General features: G+C 65.5%; 17 protein-coding genes and 1 pseudogene. 11 read left to right on the top strand and 7 right to left on the bottom strand.

Annotated elements, in window-relative coordinates:
• Positions 1-20: 20 nt before the first annotated feature.
• Entirely contained in the window at positions 21-767 is a 747-nt protein-coding gene (locus LF63_RS06585) for a SapC family protein (RefSeq protein ID WP_043100498.1), read from the bottom strand.
• Between the two features lie 218 nt (positions 768-985).
• Between LF63_RS06585 and LF63_RS06580 the strand changes: the two genes are divergently transcribed.
• The 7 genes from LF63_RS06580 (at position 986) to LF63_RS06550 (ending at position 9,746) form a co-directional block, all read left to right on the top strand.
• On the top strand, positions 986-1,753 hold the full coding sequence (locus tag LF63_RS06580; protein WP_043100495.1) for an SDR family oxidoreductase: 768 nt from the start codon (positions 986-988) through the stop codon (positions 1,751-1,753).
• A gap of 104 nt (positions 1,754-1,857) precedes the next feature.
• Positions 1,858-2,421, top strand: coding sequence for an elongation factor P-like protein EfpL (gene efpL, locus LF63_RS06575; RefSeq protein ID WP_043100493.1), 564 nt, complete (start codon positions 1,858-1,860; stop codon positions 2,419-2,421).
• 122 nt (positions 2,422-2,543) lie between these two features.
• On the top strand, positions 2,544-4,604 hold the full coding sequence (locus tag LF63_RS06570) for an FUSC family protein (protein WP_043100491.1): 2,061 nt from the start codon (positions 2,544-2,546) through the stop codon (positions 4,602-4,604).
• A 52-nt stretch (positions 4,605-4,656) separates the two neighbouring features.
• A complete protein-coding gene (locus tag LF63_RS06565) occupies positions 4,657-5,679 on the top strand; it encodes an amidohydrolase family protein (protein ID WP_043100489.1) in 1,023 nt (340 codons plus the stop codon).
• 38 nt (positions 5,680-5,717) lie between these two features.
• Positions 5,718-6,998 carry a kynureninase gene (kynU, locus tag LF63_RS06560; protein WP_043100487.1) on the top strand — a complete coding sequence of 427 codons (1,281 nt, stop codon included), beginning with the start codon at positions 5,718-5,720 and terminating at the stop codon, positions 6,996-6,998.
• A gap of 119 nt (positions 6,999-7,117) precedes the next feature.
• Entirely contained in the window at positions 7,118-8,890 is a 1,773-nt protein-coding gene (gene ggt, locus LF63_RS06555) for a gamma-glutamyltransferase (protein WP_043100486.1), read from the top strand.
• 268 nt (positions 8,891-9,158) lie between these two features.
• The gene (locus tag LF63_RS06550; RefSeq protein ID WP_043100484.1) at positions 9,159-9,746 is read left to right on the top strand and encodes a hypothetical protein; all 588 of its coding nucleotides are present in this window, start codon (positions 9,159-9,161) and stop codon (positions 9,744-9,746) included.
• Between the two features lie 24 nt (positions 9,747-9,770).
• Here the strand turns inward: LF63_RS06550 and LF63_RS06545 are convergent, their stop codons facing one another.
• From LF63_RS06545 to LF63_RS06535, 3 genes are all read right to left on the bottom strand, one after another.
• On the bottom strand, positions 9,771-10,229 hold the full coding sequence (locus tag LF63_RS06545) for a TspO/MBR family protein (RefSeq protein ID WP_043100483.1): 459 nt from the start codon (positions 10,227-10,229) through the stop codon (positions 9,771-9,773).
• Between the two features lie 34 nt (positions 10,230-10,263).
• Positions 10,264-10,785, bottom strand: a complete 522-nt coding sequence (locus LF63_RS06540) for a gluconokinase (protein WP_043100481.1) — start codon at positions 10,783-10,785, stop codon at positions 10,264-10,266.
• 351 nt (positions 10,786-11,136) lie between these two features.
• Positions 11,137-11,370, bottom strand: coding sequence for a hypothetical protein (locus LF63_RS06535; protein WP_043100479.1), 234 nt, complete (start codon positions 11,368-11,370; stop codon positions 11,137-11,139).
• A 471-nt stretch (positions 11,371-11,841) separates the two neighbouring features.
• Here LF63_RS06535 and LF63_RS06530 point away from each other — a divergent pair, with 471 nt between their 5' ends.
• From LF63_RS06530 to LF63_RS06515, 4 genes and pseudogenes are all read left to right on the top strand, one after another.
• A complete protein-coding gene (locus tag LF63_RS06530; RefSeq protein WP_043100477.1) occupies positions 11,842-12,822 on the top strand; it encodes an aldo/keto reductase in 981 nt (326 codons plus the stop codon).
• 876 nt (positions 12,823-13,698) lie between these two features.
• Positions 13,699-13,806 (top strand): annotated as a pseudogene (locus LF63_RS15485) (HU family DNA-binding protein); the annotation flags it as partial.
• Between the two features lie 174 nt (positions 13,807-13,980).
• Positions 13,981-14,379 (top strand): GFA family protein, encoded by a 399-nt coding sequence (locus LF63_RS06520; protein ID WP_043100473.1) that lies wholly within the window; start codon positions 13,981-13,983, stop codon positions 14,377-14,379.
• A 26-nt stretch (positions 14,380-14,405) separates the two neighbouring features.
• Positions 14,406-15,359 (top strand): IS110 family RNA-guided transposase, encoded by a 954-nt coding sequence (locus LF63_RS06515; RefSeq protein ID WP_235205279.1) that lies wholly within the window; start codon positions 14,406-14,408, stop codon positions 15,357-15,359.
• 474 nt (positions 15,360-15,833) lie between these two features.
• On the opposite strand, the gene LF63_RS15760 is transcribed toward LF63_RS06515, so the two are convergent.
• From LF63_RS15760 to proB, 3 genes are all read right to left on the bottom strand, one after another.
• The gene (locus LF63_RS15760) at positions 15,834-16,157 is read right to left on the bottom strand and encodes a hypothetical protein (RefSeq protein WP_152569261.1); all 324 of its coding nucleotides are present in this window, start codon (positions 16,155-16,157) and stop codon (positions 15,834-15,836) included.
• 577 nt (positions 16,158-16,734) lie between these two features.
• Complete coding sequence (locus tag LF63_RS06510; protein WP_043100471.1) at positions 16,735-18,006, bottom strand: glutamate-5-semialdehyde dehydrogenase; 1,272 nt, start codon at positions 18,004-18,006, stop codon at positions 16,735-16,737.
• On the bottom strand, positions 18,003-19,178 hold the full coding sequence (gene proB / locus LF63_RS06505) for a glutamate 5-kinase (protein ID WP_052394778.1): 1,176 nt from the start codon (positions 19,176-19,178) through the stop codon (positions 18,003-18,005). Before proB ends, LF63_RS06510 begins: the two co-directional genes overlap by 4 nt.
• Between the last annotated feature and the right edge of the window lie 15 nt (positions 19,179-19,193).

The raw sequence follows: 19,193 nt of genomic DNA, 5'->3' as shown, positions 1-19,193 counted from the left end.
TGGGCTATCGTGACGACCGGTCAGTGCAAGCCGCCCGTCCCTTTGTGTTTTCTGTCCATGCGCGCCGACAGCCGCTGCACGTTGGTCAGCGACATCAGGTGCACGTAGGCGAGTCCGAGCGCGCCGGACTTCGCCAATGTCTGCAGGCTCTTCGCGCCCAGGGCATTCAGGCGCGTTTCGTCGAGAATGCTGAAGCCGCTCAGCGTCGCCGGCTCGTTGCCCGGACGTTCGAGACGGATCACCTTCTCGACCAGCAGCTTGTGATGCGCGAACTGTTCCATGAAGGCGCGCGTGCGCTGCACGTCCTTCTGGTATTCGCCGAGGAATTCGATGGCGTGACGCAACATCGGCGATTCACTGCCGTCGGCCTGGAACAGCGGCAACGCGTCGTCGGCATCGTCGATCGCGGCCTCGTCGACGCAGACGGTCAAATCCTCGCCTGTCGCATGCTCGGCCACCACGAACGGGTAGCGGCGCAGGAAGGCCGGCACGTAGACCTCGTCGGCCCAGCGTCCGTCGGCTTCGACGAAAAGATTCTCGTCCTGGGTCAGCCCCAGCAACGCCGCCGGCATCATGGATGCGGTCGAGGCGCCGGCGAAGACGATCGGAAAGTCGCGCGCGGCCGCAGCGAACTCCGAGCCGACCAGCGGCACGGAATTGATCTGGCGTGCGAAGGAAAATTCCCCGACTGAGGGACGGACACGCAGGTTCCGATGACGGCTGCGATGGATCGGCACCGGCCGCTCGTAGACGAGCACCTGCTTCATGGTTCCCCCTTCCCCTGTACGCGCCGGAACGCCGCACGAACGCGGCCACTCCGACGGCCCCTGAAAATATGTGAACTGGATCACATATTTTGTGTGTTCAGGATACGTTTCGCCGTCTGCCAGCGCAAGCACCTTGAGGGGTGGAGCATGACCGGAGCGCTACATACGAGATACCGCCGTCAGTTACCATGGAGGTTTGCCAAGCAGGACGAAACGCCATGCAGCTCAACGATATCAAGGCCGTCATCACCGGCGGCGCCTCCGGACTCGGCAACGCCGTGGCCCGTCACCTGGTCGCCCACGGCGGCAAGGTCGCGCTGTTCGACGTCAACGAGGAGAAGGGACAGCAGGCCGCGGCCGATCTCGGCGACGCCGCGCGCTTCTACCGCACCGACGTGACTTCCGAGGACGGCGTCGTCGCCAACCTGGAAGCTGCCAGGCAGGCCATGGGCGGCCTCAACGCCGTGATCAACTGCGCCGGCATCCTCGGCGCCGGCCGCGTGCTCGGCCGCGAGGCGCCGATGCCGCTGAACAACTTCTCCACCACGGTGATGGTGAACCTGGTCGGCAGCTTCAACGTCGCCAAGTCCGCCGCCAACCTGATGCAGCACAACGAAGCGGGCGAGGACGGCGAGCGCGGCGTCATCATCAACACCGCCTCGGTAGCCGCCTACGAGGGCCAGATCGGCCAGGCCGCCTACTCGGCCTCCAAGGGCGGCGTGGTCGGCATGACCCTGCCGATGGCGCGCGAGCTGTCGCGCTTCGGCATCCGCGTGGCGACCATCGCGCCGGGCATCTTCTGGACCCCGATGGTCGACGGCATGCCCGAAGCCGTGCAGGAATCGTTGTCGGCGTCGATCCCGTTCCCGTCGCGCCTGGGCCGTCCCGAGGAGTATGCGGAACTGGCCGCCTTCATCCTCGCCAACCGCTACATCAACGGCGAGACCATCCGTCTCGACGGTGGCGTGCGGCTGCAGCCCAAGTAAGTCCGTCGAACGCCGCGGGCGGGAGGGCCTGGCGCCGCGCACGCGCGCTGCGCACAATACGCCTCCCGCCCGACCGGCCCCTTCCACCTCTTTACTCCGCATCCATGAAAGCTTCCGACATCAAGCGCGGCAACGTCGTCGAACACAACGGCATCGTCTACCAGGTCCGCGACATCGAGCGCAGCGCGCCGACCGCGCGCGGCGGCAACGTCACGTTCCGCTTCACCATGTATTCGGTGCCCGGCGCGCAGAAGTTCGACCTCAGCCTGCGTGCCGACGACGATCTCAAGGAAGTCGAACTGCTGCGTCGTCAGGCCAGCTATTCCTACAAGGACGGCGACGCTTTCGTGTTCATGGACGCCGAGGACTACACGCAATACCTGCTGCCGCCGGAACTGGTCGGCGACAGCGCCGGCTACATCGTCGACGGTCTGGAAGGCTGCTACGTGCAACTGATCGACGACGCGCCGGTGGGTCTGCAGGTGCCCGCGACGGTGACGCTGACCGTCGCCGACACCGCACCCGAACTGAAGGGCGCCAGCGCCACCAAACGCGCCAAGCCGGCCACGCTGGAAACCGGCCTGGAAATCCAGGTGCCCGAGTACATCACCGTCGGCGAGCGCGTCAGCGTCAACACCCTGACCGGCGAATTCGCCGGCCGCGCCTGACGCCCGACCCGCGGCAAGCATGAACGGCGCTTCACCGCGCGGCGCGATCGCTGCGCGGCGATGTCGCATCGCGTGGTGCGCATGACGCACAATGCGCGCTTCGACGCCATGTTCCGCGCCGCATGTCCCCCGCCTACTCGCTGCGCGCCAGCCTGCTGCACACGCTGACGCACTTCAAACGTCCCGACGTGCCGGTGCGCGTCGCCCTGCGCGCGGCGCTGCTGGTGGCCGGTCCGCTGGCCGTCGGCGTGGCCAGCGGGCATGCCGCGATCGGCCTGGGCCTCGGCGCGGGCGCCTTCAACGTCATCTTCTCCGATCAGCCGGGGCCGTACCGACAGCGCCTGACGCGCATCGTGCTGGCCTCGCTCGCCGCGGGCCTCGCCGCGCTGGCCGGCTTCCTGCTCGGCGCGCATCTGCCGTCGCTGCTGGCGGCCGTCGCCGTGTGCGGATTCCTCGGCGGCCTGCTGGTGGTGTTCGGCGCCGACATGGCGCGGGTCGGCATGATCAGCATGATCCTGCTGGTGATCGCCGCCGCCTCGCCGCTGCCCTGGTCGCAGGCGTGGCCGGCCAGTGCGCTGATCGCCGCCGGCGGCCTGCTGCTGGCCGTGGTGTCGGTGGCGGCATGGCCGTTGCAACGCTACCGGCCCGAACGGCAGGCGCTGGCGGCGATCTTCCGCGAACTCGCGCCGCTCGCCGCGCAACGCGAAAGCGACGAGGAAGCGCCGGCCTTGAGCGACGCCATCAACCGTCTGCAGCAGATGCTGCTCGGCCAGCATCCGGTGCGCGGTCGCGCGGTGGAGGCCTTGCGCGTGCTGGCCGAACTGGCCGAGCGCATGCGTCTGGAGCTGCTGGCCATCGATCAGCTGCGCCGTAACGCGCCGGCCGTCGACGAAGCCCTGCCCGTCGCCGTCCACGCGACGCTGACGCAACTCGCCGACGCGCTGGAACACGCCCAGGAGCCGGATGGCGCCGAGCGTGCCGCGCAGACGCTGCGCGCGCGCATCGACGATCTCGATGCCGCCTCGCCGCTGCGTCCTCGCCTGCTGGCCCTGCATGGTCAGCTGACCGCCGCCGTGCGCAACGCGCGCTGGGCCGGCAGCCGCGGCGAAATCCGCGCCCTGCGCAGCGAAGCGCATCTGCCGCGCGTGCTGCGCGGCGTGTCGCCGTGGGCCACGCTGCGCGCCAATCTCACGCTGCACTCGGCCGCCTTCCGCCACGCGCTGCGCTGCGCGGTCTGCCTGGCGCTGGCGCAATGGCTGGAGCGCACGCTCGGACTGCCGCGCGGCTACTGGCTGCCGATGACCGCCGCCATCGTGCTGCGCCCGGACTTCGCCGCCACCTTCAGCTTCGGCATGCTGCGCATCGTCGGCACCGTGCTCGGCCTGGTGCTGACCAGCCTGCTGCTGATGTCGGTGCCCGATGCGGTGTGGGCGCATGTGCTGCTGCTCGGCGTACTGGTGTTCGCGTTCCGCTACCTGGCCACCGCGCACTATGGACTGGCCGTCGCCGCGCTGACCGGCGCGGTGGTGATCCTGCTGTCGTTCGAGGGCAGCAATCCGGATGTCGCCGTGCTCGACCGCCTGCTCAACACTTCGCTGGGTTGCGGCCTTGCACTGACCGCCTACCTGGTCTGGCCGACCTGGGAACGCGGCCGCGCCCGCAACGCGCTGGCCGAGATGCTGCGCGCCTACGCCGACTACCTGGCGGCATTGACCCTGCGCGGCACGCGTCGACAACGCGACAACGCCCGCGCCGCCGCCCGTCTGGCGCGCAGCAATGCACAGGCCTCGCTGGAACGCCTGCGCGCCGAGCCCGGCGTGCCGTCCGCGTTGCGCCGCGGCGGCGATTCGCTGTTCGCCAACGGCAACCGGCTCGCGCGCACGGCGATGACGCTGGAAGCCGTGCTCATGGACTGCGAAGCGCACCCGGCGCGCGCGGCCTTCGACGACTATCTGACTCACATCGCCGCCACGGTGCGCGCGCTGTCCGAAGCCTGCGATACGCAGCGCAGCGTAGCGCTGCCCGATCTGCGCGCGCAGCAGCAGGCGCTGGCCGCCCGGCTCGGCGCGAGCGCCGATCCCGCCGACGCAAGCCTGATCGCGCTGAGCGATCGTCTGGCCGACAACGTCGACACCCTGCACCACGTGCTCGAACGCGAAATGCAGCCTTCCGCGACGGCCTGAACCGCCACGCAGCCGCGTGCAGCGAGACGCGTCAGCCTCTACACTGCCGCTCATGCTGAAGATCGACACCCACGCCCACATCCTGCCGCGGGACTGGCCGAATCTTGCGGAGAAGTACGGCGAGCCGCGCTTCCCGGTGATGACCCACAGCGCCGGCCGCCATCGCATCTACCGCGAGGGCAAGTTCTTCCGTCAGGTGTGGGAATCGGCCTTCGACGCCGAAGCGCGCATTGCCGACTACGCCGCGCACGGCGTCGACGTGCAGGTGGTCTCGACCGTGCCGGTGCTGTTCTCCTACTGGGCGCGCGGCAACCAGGCGCTGGAGCTGCACCGCTTCCTCAACGATCACGCCGCCGGCCTCTGTCGCGAATACCCGCGGCACATCGTCGGCATCGGCACCGTGCCGCTGCAATCGCCGACGCTGGCGATCCAGGAAATGGAGCGCTGCGTCGACCAGCTCGGCCTGGCCGGCGTGCAGATCGGTTCGCACTGCAACCAGTGGAACCTCGACGCACCGGAACTGCTGCCGTTCTTCGAGGCCGCCGCCGATCTGGGCGCGGCGATCATGATCCATCCGTGGGACATGATGGGCCGCGACACCATGCCCGACTACTGGCTGCCGTGGCTGGTCGGCATGCCGGCCGAACAGTCGCGCGCTGCCTGCAGCCTGATCTTCGGCGGCGTGCTGGAACGCCTGCCCAAGCTGCGCGTGATGTTCGCGCACGGCGGCGGCAGCTTCCCGTTCACCATCGGCCGCATCGAGCACGGCTTCAAGATGCGTCCGGACCTGGTGGCGAAGAACAATGCGCGCAATCCGCGCGAGTATCTGTCGCGCCTGTATTTCGATTCCTGCGTGCACGACCCGCAGGCGCTGGCCTACCTGCTCGACGTGGTCGGTCACGACCGCGTGATGCTCGGCACCGACTACCCGTTCCCGCTCGGCGAACAGGAACCGGGCTCGGGCATCGAGGCGCTGGAACTGGACGCATCGGCCAACGCGCGCCTGATGCACGGCACCGCGCTGGAATGGCTGGACCTGCCCAAGGCCCGCTTTGAACCCAAAGCGACGGCCTGACGCCCGCGCCCGCCCCAAGCCCACGAAACGGACGATTGATGACTGCACCCTACGAAGCTTCCCTGGCCTGGGCCGAAGCGGCCGACCGCGACGACCCGCTGCGCGAGTTCCGCGACCGCTTCCTGATTCCGCCGCACGCCGACGGCGACACGCTGTACTTCTGCGGCAACTCGCTGGGCCTGCAGCCGCGCAGCGTGCGCGAGGCGGTCAACGCCGAACTCGACTACTGGGGCGAGCTCGGTGTCGAGGGCCACTTCAAGGGCCGCCTGCCTTGGATGAACTACCACGAGTTCGTGCGCGAGGACCTGGCCGAACTGGTCGGCGCGGACCTGTCCGAAGTGGTGGCGATGAACACGCTGAGCGTGAACCTGCACCTGCTGATGGTCAGCTTCTACACGCCCACGCGCGAGCGCCACAAGATCCTGATCGAGGAAGGCGCGTTTCCCAGCGACCGCTACGCGGTGGAATCGCAGATCCGCTTCCACGGTTTCGATCCGGCCGAGTCGCTGATCGAGCTGGCCGCCGACGAGGCCAACGGCACCATCTCGATGCACGCCATCGAGCGCGCGCTGGCCGAACACGGCGACAGCACGGCCCTGGTGCTGATGCCCGGCATCCAGTACCGCACCGGCCAGGCCTTCGATCTGCCCGCGATCACGCGACTGGGTCATGCGCGCGGCTGCGTGGTCGGCTTCGATCTGGCGCACGCGGTCGGCAACCTGCCGCTGGCGCTGCACGACAGCGGCGCGGACTTCGCGGTGTGGTGCCACTACAAGTACCTCAACGGCGGCCCCGGCGCGGTCGGCGGCGCGTTCGTCCACGCGCGCCACGCACAGACGCGGCGTCCACGCTTCGCCGGCTGGTGGGGACACAACAAGGACACGCGCTTCCAGATGGGCCCGCACTTCGATCCCACGCCGGGCGCGGAAGGCTGGCAGCTGTCCAACCCGCCGATCCTGGCGCTGGTGCCGCTGCGCCTGTCGCTGCAGTTGTTCCATGAGGCGGGCATGGCGCGTCTGCGCGCGAAGTCCGAGCGTCTGACCGGCTATCTGGAATGGTTGGTCGACACGCAACTGCCGGACGTCCTCGAAGTGGTGACGCCGCGCGAACCCGCGCGCCGCGGCGCGCAGCTCTCGATCCGCGTGCTCGGCGGACGCACGCAGGGACGCGCCCTGTTCGAGCATCTGACCGAACGCGGCATCATCGGCGACTGGCGCGAACCGGACGTCATCCGCATCTCGCCCGTGCCGATGTACAACCGTTTCCGCGACTGCCTCGGTTTCGCCCAGGCCGTCGCCGAGTGGGCCGCGCAGCGCTGAAACCGCGAAGCCGGCCTCAAACAGCCGTTTGCACCGGTTTTCGCGGCACGCGAAAACTTGCGAAATCGCGCGGGATGTCCGAATGTCGGGAGATCGTCCCCGCGAGAACATTCCTCATCATGCGCAGTTTCCGCCACGTATTCGTTCCTCTGTTCCTGTTGCTTGCCGCGCCGCTGGCGCTGGCCAAGCCGCCGCAAAACCACAGCATTCCCGACACGGCGCTGGATGTCTCCGCGCCACCGACCACGCGCCAGGCGCTGGCCAGTGCGCAGCCGGTGCGCGCCAAGCACGCGATGGTGGTGTCGGCGCAGCATCTGGCGACCCAGGTCGGCCTGAAGATTCTCAAGCAAGGCGGCAACGCGGTCGACGCCGCCGTGGCCGTCGGCTACGCGCTGGCCGTGGTGCATCCGTGCTGCGGCAACATCGGCGGCGGCGGCTTCATGGTCGTGCACCTGAAGAACGGCAAGAACCTGTTCCTGGACTTCCGCGAGAAGGCGCCGCTGGCGGCCACCACGGACATGTATCAGGACAAGGACGGCAACGTGGTCGAGGGCCGCAGCACCAAGACCTACCTCGGCGTCGGCGTACCCGGCACCGTGATGGGCCTGGACAGCGCGCTGAAGAAGTACGGCACGATGTCGCTGAAGCAGGTCATCGATCCCGCCATCGCGCTGGCGCGCAAGGGCTACGTGCTGCAGCAGGGCGACATCAACATCATGGCCACGCACACCAAGCTGTTCGCGCAGTGGCCGAACGTGGCGGCGATCTTCCTGCATGACGGCAAGCCGTGGCAGGTCGGCGACCGCCTCAAGCAGCCGCAACTGGCGCACACGCTGGAGCTGATCCGCGACCACGGCACCAAGGCGTTCTATCGCGGCCCCATCGCGCACAAGCTGGCGGCGGCCAACAAGGCCAACGGCGGCCTGATTACCCTGAAGGACCTGGCCGACTACAGCGTGAAGTGGGACAAGCCCGTCACCTGCGACTACCGCGGCTACACCGTGGTGGCCGCCGCGCCGCCCAGCTCGGGCGGCGTGACGATCTGCCAGATTCTGGAAATCCTCGAACCCTACCCGCTGCACAAGTGGGGCTACGGCTCGCCCAAGGCCACGCACTACATCATCGAGGCCGAGCGCCGCGCCTTCGCCGACCGCAACACCTACCTCGGCGATCCGGCCTTCGTGCACAACCCCATCGACAAGCTGCTCGATCCGAAGCACATCGCCGAGATGCGCAGCACCATCCAGGACGACAAGGCCACGCCATCCAGCGACATCCACGGCAGCCTCGGCCCCGCCGAAGGCATGCACACCACGCACTTCTCGGTAGTCGACGCGCAGGGCAACGCGGTCAGCGTCACCTACACGCTGAACTACCTGTTCGGCATCAGCCAGATGGCGGGCGATACCGGCTTCTTCCTCAACAACGAGATGGACGACTTCACCTCCAAGCCCGGCGTGCCCAACACCTTCGGCCTGGTGCAAGGCAAGATCAACCAGATCGAGCCGGGCAAGCGTCCGCTCAGTTCGATGTCGCCGAGTCTGGTGCTCGATCCGCACGGCAAGCTGTTCATGGTCACCGGCAGCCCCGGCGGTTCGACCATCATCTCGACCACGATGGAAAGCATCGTCAACGTAATCGACTTCGGCATGAACATGCAGCAGGCCGTCGATGCGCCGCGCCTGCACATGCAGTGGCTGCCGGACGTGACCATGGTCGAACCGGGCCTGCTCAGCGCCGCCTCGCAGAGCGCGCTGGAAGCCATGGGTCACAAGTTCCACGAAATCCGTTCGTGGGGCGCCGACGAGGCCATTCTGCGCAACCCGAAGACCGGGCTGCTGGAAGGCGCCAACGACCGCCGTCGCCCGGCCGGACTGGCCGCCGGCTACTGACGCCGTTATCCCCCAGCCTTTTGCGGCCCGGCATCGATCCCGATGCCGGGCCGCTTCGTTGATGGCGCTCGCTGCCGAATAGTTTTACGATGAATTCGTTGAAAGTCATGTACGTAGGGAAGACGACATGCCGTACTCATCGACCTCATGGCCATTCTGTGCCTTGCTCCTCGCGCTTGGCGCAGCGTCCGCCGCACCGGCCCACACACCGCACGCGACATACGCCCCGCCGCCAACGCCCGCCACCGCCAGCACGCCGCAGACCGACTTGCCCAGCGTCGTGGTCGAAGCGCGTCCGTGGGAACGCCGTCACGGCGGCTATCTGATCTCCGGCGACTTCCGGGTCAACCCGAAGCTGCCGTACATGGTCTACCCGGGCCAGGCGCTGACCCACGGCGACGTACTCAGCGTCCAGCCGGTCAACCTGCAGGACAACGAATACCTGGTGCTGCAGGAATGCGTCACGCAGCGCTGCGACGAAGCGAAGATCGTGCGCGTGTGGAATACCAACGGCAGCATCGCCACGGCACCGCAGATGCATGCGGGCGACCGCATCATGATCCCGCACGAAAACAAGTATTTCATCTACCTCAAGCGTCTGCCGGAAGTGCCCTTCCATCCGTCCTGCGACGCCTGCGACACGCACTTCCGCAGCTTCGCCCTGTTCAGTCCGCCGCTCACGCTGATCCCCAACGGCCTGCTCAGCGCGCACTACCAGCACGAACTGGAAAAGACCGACCGCGAACCGCCGCAGAAAGTGGTATCGGAAAAGCACGAAGGCGCCACTTTCGTCATCACCTTCGACGGCGGCAGCACCGTGCGCATCAAGCGCATGCGGCCGGACAACGATGGCTGATGCACTGCCGGCCTGCCGCTTGCCTCAGACCGACGGATTCAGCTGCCAGAGCGCGACGTTCAGCACCAGGGCGAAACTGACCCAGGCCAGATACGGCGTCATCAGCCAGCCGGCCAGACGATCGCGGCGGAAAAAGGCAATCATCGTCGCCAGAATCGCCAGCCACAGCAGGCCGATCTCGATCGCGCCCGCGCCCAGCAGATGGCGGCCGAACACCACGTACGACCACAGCGCATTCAGCGCCAGCTGCACCAGCCACAACACCATCGCGCCGTCGAAACCGCGTCGCAGCCACGCGCGCCAGCCCGCCACGGCCATGCACAGGTACAGCAGCGTCCAGGCGATCGGGAACGCCAGGTTCGGCGGCGTGAACGTCGGTTTCTGCAGCTGCGCGTACCAGTCGCCGGGCATGAACAACGAGCCGGACGCGGCAGTCAACGTCACCAGCAAAAGACATACGACCAGAATCATCCATGTGCGCATGACGCGAATCACCTCGTGCGGGAATATCCGTCCGTCAATCTACGGCAGATCGGGAAACCGCATCCACCACATCGCGCACCAGTTCCTGCGCCGGCCGCTCGATCTCCAGACGCAGCGCCCGCTCGGGCGGCGATAGCGGCGCCTCCAGCGTAGCCAGCTGACTGTCGAGCAGATCCGCGGACATGAAGTGACCGCGCCGATCGGCAAGCCGCTGCGCCAACCGCTCGCGGCTGCAGTGCAGGTAGACGAACAGCACGTCCTCATGGCCGTCGGCGATGACGTCCCGATAAGCGCGACGCAGCGCCGAACACGAAATCACGCCACTACGATCCTGTGCGCGCCATTGTCGAACGGTCCGCGCCACGGCCTCTAGCCAGGGGCGCCGATCCGCATCGTCCAGCGGCACGCCGTGACGCATCTTCTCGACGTTGACGTCCGGATGCAGGTCGTCGCCCTCGACAAACGGCCAGTGCATGCGCTCGGCGATGGCATGCCCAAGCGTCGACTTGCCGCTGCCCGAAACGCCCATGCACACGATGTACCGTATGGCCGTCATGCAAACATGATTCCTGGAATCGAAGGCATGCCGGCAAACGCGTTGGTCCTTCGCAAAACGCCGCGCGCTCGGGCGCATGCGGAAACGCGTACGCGCCGCGATGACCGGAATCCGGCGACACGCGAACGCAGGCAGTCGCCGGGCCGTGCGGCTGACGCACATCGTTGCGATTGCCGATGGCATGCGGACATGCAGCGCAACCGATGCGAAATCGCCTCGTGAAAGGTCGGTTCGAGCCATTTTCGAGCGCGCGTTTGCCCGAGACGTCCGCAACCGAAACGTGCCCCGACCGGGGCACGCTTCGATCCAGCTAGAAAGAGGACGAAGGTCGGGATACGCGACCGACGCGGCTCACCGCATGGCCTCTTCGGTGACACGCTCATGAGCGTCCGTGATGTGCGCCCCGAATCGCTCGATATCGTCGAGGCATTCGTCGACGTGAATCCCCGGTCGAGTCTCGCCTTTGCGAATCTCGATGGTCTTGAACCATGTCCAGGGGGCGTACTTTGCCGGAAGATTCTCACCCGAGCGCTGAGGAGTGACTCCGAATATCCGGCCGATACCTTTGAAAACATGTGCTTGCATGTGTGTGCACCATAAGTTTTGGAAAGTGGGTTTTGAACACTTTTGAGTCCTCCTTATGGCTGCGGGAATGAATCCGAGCATGCCGACCGGTGCTTCGACCGGGCAGCAGGCGCCCACGTAGTTTCCCGAAAAAACGATGGCGTGGCTAGAACCCGCAGACGTCCTCGCGCTCACCGGGGCGGAGACGTTCCGAATCGAGGATCGATGCACGTCCTTCACACGCAGCCCTGAGCGGATGCCGCCGGCGACTTCACATCGAACTCATGCGGCAAACCTCGCCCCGAACTCACCATGCAGCGCCCCGGTCCGCGCCAGCAAGGTTCTGCGCTCAGGTACGCCGGTCGACCGCCGTCGCATACGGTGATCCTGTGTCACGCATCCGCATCGAAACCCTCACGGAATCCTGCAACACGCACGTTATGCTAGGTGAACCCACCTCGCGTTCCGGACACACCCGCAAGGAGCTTGCCCATGAACACCCGTGAACTTGGTCGCAGTGGCCTGCACGTCTCGGCCCTCGGCCTGGGCTGCATGGGCCTGACCCACGCTTACGGCCAACCCGTGGAAACCAAGGTCGGCGTCGACCTGTTGCGCGCCGCGGTGGATCGCGGCGTGACCTTCTTCGATACCGCCGAAGTGTACGGCCCCTACACCAACGAGGAACTGGTCGGTCAGGCCCTTGCGCCCGTGCGCGACAAAGTGGCAATCGCCACGAAGTTCGGCTTCGTCATCGGCGGCGAAGGCGGGCTGAACAGTCGTCCCGAACACATCCACGCCGTGGCCGACGCCTCGCTCAAGCGCCTGAAGACCGACCGCATCGATCTGTTCTACCAGCATCGCGTGGACCCCGATGTGCCCATCGAGGACGTCGCCGGCACCGTGCGCGAGCTGATCGCCGAGGGCAAGGTCAAGCATTTCGGCCTGTCCGAGGCCGGTGCGGACATCATCCGCCGCGCCCACGCCGTGCAGCCAGTCGCCGCCGTGCAGAGCGAATACTCGCTGTGGTGGCGCGAACCCGAACGCGACATCCTGCCCGTGCTGGAAGAACTCGGCATCGGCTTCGTGCCCTTCAGCCCGCTCGGTCGCGGCTTCCTCACCGGCGCCATCGACGCCAGCACCTCGTTCGCGAAAAACGACTTCCGCCAGAACCTGCCGCGCTTCAGCGAAGACGCCCGCAAGGCCAACCAGGGCCTGATCGATGCCCTGAGCGACATCGCCAAAGACAACCAGGCCACGCCGGCACAGATCGCCCTCGCCTGGCTGCTGGCACAGAAACCGTGGATCGTGCCGATCCCCGGCACCAGCAAGCTGCACCGACTGGAAGAAAACCTCGCCGCCGCCGACATCAAGCTGAGCCGCGCCAACCTCGACAGCATCCAGCAGGCGCTGGACCGCATCACCATCCACGGCGCGCGCTATCCCGAACATCTGGAAAAGCAGATCAACCGCTGACCGAGCCACAGGCCAAGTCACCCTTCATAGGTGAACCTGGAACCGTTTTATCGAGCCTCTAGTCAGCAGGGAAAATGTCCCTGACACCATTTTCGCTGGCGTAGCCAGTGGGCGGTCAGTTTGGTCAGTTTGAATGAGTTGTTATGTTGCAACTATAGCCTGCCTGAGAATGCCCGGAGCTCTCCAGCGTTTGCAAAACTCTGACCTCAACATTTCCCCTTCGACGCTATAAGGCAGAACAAGCTTGTTTGCGTTGGCTCCTACTAATGGGGAAAAGTGACCATCGCCACCATAGGCCAAGTAGTTGACGATAACACTGGCGCCGGAATATGAAACTTTGAGCAATGTTGATAGAGATACGGCAGGGTGCGCGCGAACCTTGCCTCTACCGTATGCCTCTTGTTCAAGAGGCTGCGGTGCATTGTCTGGGTAAGAATGGAATCGGACCTGAAGCCCGAAATGCTGAAGGGCCTCCGCTATAAGTACAGTGAATGTCCCAAATTTGTCGGTGTAACGACAGAGGCGAATGAGTTCTTGCGGATCAGCTGAAATTCCGTGTCGCGATAAAACTAGCCACGCGGACGCAAGCCCACATGGCCCCGAAAGCTGAGCCAGCTGAGATGGAACTTCTTCATCTGGCAGGTAGTTCTGGACTTGAAGCATAACGCTTGAGTTAAGCCGCCCCAAAGCGCGTAGCGGTTTGGGGTCGGCTTGGACGACTAGTTAGATCAGCCTTGCTCACGGTCCGGGCTTGGCGAGCTTGACCTGTTTGAATTGACGCCCTTGGCGATGGCAAAGCCTGACACCGCGGATAGCAACGGCAAGCCAGCCTCCGCAGAGATTGCCTTGAAAAATTGTCCCTGACACCATTTTCACAAGGGCAAGAACCCGTTCACCGGCCTGGAGCAGGTGTTCGCGGCCAAGCCGGCGACCGTCAAGGTCAAGGTGCGTCCGCTGAAGAAGCTCAAGGACACCGCGCTCTGATCGCGCCCTGCCCCCTGCAGCACCACGTGTTGCAGGGGGCAGTCGTCCCGCCCGCCACGCCCCGCAACGGGGCCCGCCGGGCCACCCCGCACCATCCATAACCGCCCCACCCGCCTCCCCACGCGCCATCGACTTGGCTTAAGGTGGCCCCACGCAGCAACAGCGGAGGCACCCATGCAAGGCGGATGCGTATGCGGCGCGGTGCGCTACACCGCAGGCGAGGCCCTGAGCCTGGTCAACTGCCACTGCCGCATGTGCCGCGGCATCAACGGCGGCGCCTTCAGCTCCTACGTGGTGGTGCACTCGGACGGCTTCGCCGCCCGCGGCGACACCCTCGCCCAGATCCAGGTCGGCGACAGCGCCATCAAGCACTTCTGCCGCCATTGCGGCACCCCCGTGTTCAACACCAACCCCGGCCGCTACCCGGGCTTCACCATGCTCTACCTGGGCACCGTGGAAGGCCACGAGGCCATGACACCCGCGGTGAATATCTACAGCAGCAGCAAGCTGGGGTGGGTGGATGCGCTGGGTGGGTTGCCGAGTTTTGAGGAAGGGCGGCAGCGTGGGGGATGAATCATGGGACTAGCTAAAGAGAGGAATTGTCCCTGACACCATTTTCTCTCATCCTGGCTGACTTCGAGCCCTACCGCGCCGAGCTGGCCAGCGTGGCCGTGGAGTCGACCTACAACGGGTACTGGCTGGTCGATGGACTGATCGACCACGGCTACGACGTACGCCTGGTGCACACCACGGCGGTGCCGCAATACGACGGCCTCAAGCACGGCAACGACCACTCCGATGCCCTGCATCTGGCCCAGCTACTGCGGCTGGGGCTGTTGCCCGAAGGCTATATCTACCCGCGCGCGCAACGCGCCACGCGTGATCTGCTGCGCCGGCGCTTCATGCTGGTGCGCCAGGCCGTGCAACTGATGCTGACGATCCAATCCAGCTTCAGCCGCAGCACCGGCAAGCAGCTGTCGGCCAACGCCCTGCGCCGCATCGCACCGGATGAGCTGGAAGCGCTATTCCCGGACGTGAGCACACGCTATGGCGTGCTTTTGCAGTACAAGCTGTGGCTGACGCTGCAGGAGCAGATCAGCAGCCTCGAGCAATGGGTCCGCAAGGATCTGGCCCGACCCGGTGACCTGATGCGCCTGCGCAGCGTGCCGGGCATCGGCCCGATCCTGGGTATGACCATCGCCTTGGAGACCGGCCCGATCGAACGCTTTGCCTCGGTGGGCGAGTACGCCTCGTACTGCCGCATGGTCGAGAGCGTGCGCCTGTCCAACGGCAAGAAGAAAGGACACGGCAACCGCACCACGGGCACTCCCTTCGGTCGCAAGAGCGGCAACCGCTACCTGTGCTGGGCGTACATCGAAGCGGCCAACTACGCGACCCGCTTCAACCCGCAAATCCGAAGCTGGTACGACCGCAAGAAAGCAACGAAGCACCGGGTGGTGGCGATCAAGGCCGTGGCGCACAAGCTGGCGCGGGCGTGCTACCACGTGCTCAGAGACAGCACCGAGTTTGATCCGAAGCGCGCCTTCGGCTGATCGTGCCGGCGGTCGCAGACCGGAACTGGTGTTTGGCTTTGAGCCAGTGACCCTGAATGGTCGTGACCGTCGGCCACCATGTAGCAGGCTGGACCGCACGCGGACCGAGCCACGAAGGGTTGGGACCTAGAGCCCGTCATCCTGTGCAGCGCAAGCGCGCACCTGGACGGATCCCGCGTTGACCGACGAGTGTTTGGCTGACAACCAGAACGGTGACTGGCGCGATCCTCGCGCCGAAAAAAACGCAGCGGAAGTCGGACCCATGGCTACGTGGCACCGATCTCCCCGGCAGCGGGGCGACGGGCGCTTATGGTTCTATTGACAGGCGGCGGCGAAATGGTGACACCTTTTTCTCATTTTCTCACCATTTTCAGACAATTGGTGAAGGCTAACACTGGAATTGAGCGGCGGCGTAGCCGTCCGCCTCGAATGAGTGGTTAGTCACAGACCATACGCGACTGATAAGCGAGCCACTCATGCTTTAAGCCAGTAGCCAAGAATAGTTCCTACTGCGCCAAACGCCCATTTTTGCTCCGCGTCGGAAGACCCCGTTCGGAGAATAATGAAAATTGAGCTTAATAGCACAATGAGTGATACCAAGACTCGCATTGCAAGATGAATTGCGGGAGCGGAATTGCGTCTCTGCGCGGCTTTTTTTCTGCCATGCGGCAGGTTTGGAGCGCTGTCGGCCGTCCTGGCTCGCACTACCTGACGCACCCTCTTCGACGCGAGCCAACGATGCATGGCGAAAAGAGCAATCAAGCCGCCAGCGATAAAGAACCATGGCAGTAGAGACATGAAGACTCCGATTGTTGACGCCTAACGCTTGAATTAAGCGGCGGCGGAGCCGTCCGCTTGGATGAGATGTTAGACGGCACCACGCGCGCTGCCGTCTTTGATGGCCGCAACAACTGCCGTGATCATGTCTCGTTGCACTTCGTGATGATCGCTTGTTACTGACAGCGATGTTTCGCAGTGCGGGCAGTTATAAGACACCGCATGGTTGTGAGTGTCATGGCCCATGACTACGACGCCGACGCTAACGACATAGGTGAACTCTTCTTTGCAGTATGGGCACAAGCTCATCGTGACCTCCTATGACGTCTAACTACAAGTAGACCCCACATCCGGGGCATAACACCGGATATTCAGGGAGCCCGAACGGACAGTCAAGGAAAAGTGCCCACACATTCAAGGTGTTGCTGACACCAGGCATTCTTTGCTCGCTGAACGGCGAGTGGATACATTCCAGATCCGGGGGCGTAAGTGAGTTATCGGTCGGAAGTGGCGGCGTAAAAGGGAACGTGCCAGACATAAGAAAACGCCTGCGCTCCGGGCGCAGGCGTTTGATCGATGGCTGCGGTTTTGCCCTGCCCTAGGCCGCCGCTTTGCTCTCGGCGTGGCGCACTTCACCATGACCGCGCAAGACAAAACGCTCAATGGTCAACGCCTCGGCGCCCATCGGGCCGTAGGCATGCAACCGCGTGGTGGAGATGCCGATTTCGGCACCCAGGCCCAGCTCGCCGCCGTCGGAGAAGCGCGACGAGGTGTTGATCATGACCACCGCCGCGCGCAGGGCGTGCACGAAGCGGTTAGCGACGGCTTCGTCTTCGGCGGCGATGACTTCGGTGTGGTCGGAGCCGTACTGGCGGATGTGGGCGATGGCGGCGTCGACGTCGTCGACCACGCGCACGGCGATCTTGAGGGACAGGAACTCGGTGGCGTAGTCCTCGTCGGTGGCTGCGTCCAGATCGGGGACGATCTTGTGCGAGGCTTCATCGCCGAGCACCTCGACGCCGTGCTTGCGCAGTGCTGCGACGGCGCGCGGCAGGAAGGTGTCGGCGACGTCCTTGCTGACCAGCAGGTTCTCCAGCGAGTTGCAGGCGGCCGGTCGCGTGGTCTTGCCGTCGATGAGGATGTCGAGCGCCTTGTCCAGATCGGCGCTGGCGTCGACGTACAGGTGACACACGCCCTTGTAGTGCTTGATGACGGGCACGCGCGCGTTCTCGTTGACGAAGCGGATCAGGCCTTCGCCGCCGCGCGGGATGAGCAAATCAAGGATGTCGTTGAGCTGCATCATTTCCATCATGGCTTCGCGGCTGAGGTCTTCCATCAGCGTCACGGCATGCTCGTCCAACCCGGCATCGCGTAGCGCCTTGCGCAGGCAGGCGGCGATGGCGGTGTTGGAACGCACGGCTTCCTTGCCGCCGCGCAGGATGACGCCGTTGCCGGCCTTCAGGCACAGCGCGGCGGCGTCGGCGGTGACGTTGGGGCGCGCCTCGTAGATCATGCCGACCACGCCCAGCGGCACGCGCACGCGCTCGATCTGGAAGCCCTTGTCGGAGGTGTGGCTCTCGGTCACCTCGCCGACCGGGTCCGGCAGGCTGGCGACGAAGCGCAGTGCGTCGGCGACGCCGGCCAGGCGCTTCTTGTCCAGCGCCAGGCGGTCGAGCATCGCTTCGCCGATGCCCTTCTCGCGCGCGGCCTTCATGTCCTCGGCGTTGGCGGCCAGAACAGTGGCGGCCTGCGCGTCGAGCTCATCGGCCATGGCGTGCAGCAGCGCATTCTTGTCGTGTTCGGAAAGTTCGGCCACCTGCACGGCGGCCTGCTTGCATTTCAGCGCGATGTCGCGCACGGAATCGGTCATGAAAATTCCACTCCTGTCGTATAGGCGTCCAGGGGATCGGTTCGCGCCAGATCGTCGCGATGCACGATGGAATCGCCGTAGCTGTAGCCGAGGCGTTCCTCGATGTCGCGCGTGTGGCAACCGTGGATCAGGTTGATCTCCGCGGCCCCGTATTGGGTGATGCCGCGGGCGATGCAACGCGAGCTGTCGTCGGTGATGATCTCGACCATGTCGCCGCGCTGGAATTCGCCGCTGGCTTCGATCACGCCTTTCGGCAGCAGCGAGGCGCCCTCTTCCACCAGGGCGCGCGCGGCGCCGGCGTCGACGCGGATGTAGCCGGACACGGCCGGCGTGTGGCGCAGCCAGTACTTGCGCGCCTGCAGCCGCGAGGACGTGCTGCGCAGCCGCGTGCCGCAAAGAATGTCCTGCGACAGCAGACGCGAGACTTCGCTGTCGCGACCGTTGAAGAGGATGGTCTCGATGCCGGCCGCCGAGGCTTTCTGCGCCGCTTCCAGCTTGGTGCGCATGCCGCCGGTGCCGACGCTGCTACCGGCCCCCGAAGCCATGTGCATGATCTCGGGAGTGATCTCGGGCACCTCGTCGATGGGTTCGGCGTTGGGGTTGGTGCGCGGGTTGCCGGTGTACAGGCCGTCGATGTCGGTGGCGATCAACAGCAGGTCGGCGTCGACCAGTGCCGCGACGATGGCGGCGAGGTTGTCGTTGTCGCCCAGCGTCAGCTCGTCGACGGCGACGGTGTCGTTCTCGTTGACCACCGGCAGCACGCCGTGACGCAGCAGCTCCTGCAGCGTGGCGCGCGCGTTGAGATAGCGGCGCCGGTTGCGCATGTCGTCATGCGTCAGCAGTACTTGCGCCAGCGGTCGGTCGAACAGGCGCTGCCACAGCGCGATGGTCTGCGTCTGCCCGAGCGCGGCCATGGCTTGTCGCGCGGCGCTGCTGGTGTCTTCGTCGGAATGGCCCTCCAGAAGCATGCGTCCGGCGGCGACCGCGCCGGACGAGACCAGCACGATCTCGCGACCGGCCGCATGGCAGGCGGAAATGAACTGCGCCAGGCCGAGCACGTACTGCGTGCTGAGTCCGCCGTCGTTGCCGGCCAGCAGACTGCTGCCGACCTTCAGCACGGCACGGTTCCAGGGAGGGACGGGTTGTTGCTTGAATTTCCTCGGTGTCGTCATGCGCCTTCAATGGGT

This window comes from Oleiagrimonas soli, assembly GCF_000761445.1.
Lineage (GTDB): Bacteria > Pseudomonadota > Gammaproteobacteria > Xanthomonadales > Rhodanobacteraceae > Oleiagrimonas > Oleiagrimonas soli.
This window is presented reverse-complemented; position numbering and strand designations above follow the sequence as displayed.

Coding starts and splice junctions, on each gene's coding strand:
- LF63_RS06585 (WP_043100498.1), bottom strand. CDS start 767: ATGAAGCAGGTGCTCGTCTACGAGCGGCCGGTGCCGATCCATCGCAGC.
- LF63_RS06580 (WP_043100495.1), top strand. CDS start 986: ATGCAGCTCAACGATATCAAGGCCGTCATCACCGGCGGCGCCTCCGGA.
- efpL (WP_043100493.1), top strand. CDS start 1,858: ATGAAAGCTTCCGACATCAAGCGCGGCAACGTCGTCGAACACAACGGC.
- LF63_RS06570 (WP_043100491.1), top strand. CDS start 2,544: ATGTCCCCCGCCTACTCGCTGCGCGCCAGCCTGCTGCACACGCTGACG.
- LF63_RS06565 (WP_043100489.1), top strand. CDS start 4,657: ATGCTGAAGATCGACACCCACGCCCACATCCTGCCGCGGGACTGGCCG.
- kynU (WP_043100487.1), top strand. CDS start 5,718: ATGACTGCACCCTACGAAGCTTCCCTGGCCTGGGCCGAAGCGGCCGAC.
- ggt (WP_043100486.1), top strand. CDS start 7,118: ATGCGCAGTTTCCGCCACGTATTCGTTCCTCTGTTCCTGTTGCTTGCC.
- LF63_RS06545 (WP_043100483.1), bottom strand. CDS start 10,229: ATGCGCACATGGATGATTCTGGTCGTATGTCTTTTGCTGGTGACGTTG.
- LF63_RS06540 (WP_043100481.1), bottom strand. CDS start 10,785: ATGACGGCCATACGGTACATCGTGTGCATGGGCGTTTCGGGCAGCGGC.
- LF63_RS06535 (WP_043100479.1), bottom strand. CDS start 11,370: ATGCAAGCACATGTTTTCAAAGGTATCGGCCGGATATTCGGAGTCACT.
- LF63_RS06530 (WP_043100477.1), top strand. CDS start 11,842: ATGAACACCCGTGAACTTGGTCGCAGTGGCCTGCACGTCTCGGCCCTC.
- LF63_RS06520 (WP_043100473.1), top strand. CDS start 13,981: ATGCAAGGCGGATGCGTATGCGGCGCGGTGCGCTACACCGCAGGCGAG.
- LF63_RS15760 (WP_152569261.1), bottom strand. CDS start 16,157: ATGTCTCTACTGCCATGGTTCTTTATCGCTGGCGGCTTGATTGCTCTT.
- LF63_RS06510 (WP_043100471.1), bottom strand. CDS start 18,006: ATGACCGATTCCGTGCGCGACATCGCGCTGAAATGCAAGCAGGCCGCC.
- proB (WP_052394778.1), bottom strand. CDS start 19,178: ATGACGACACCGAGGAAATTCAAGCAACAACCCGTCCCTCCCTGGAAC.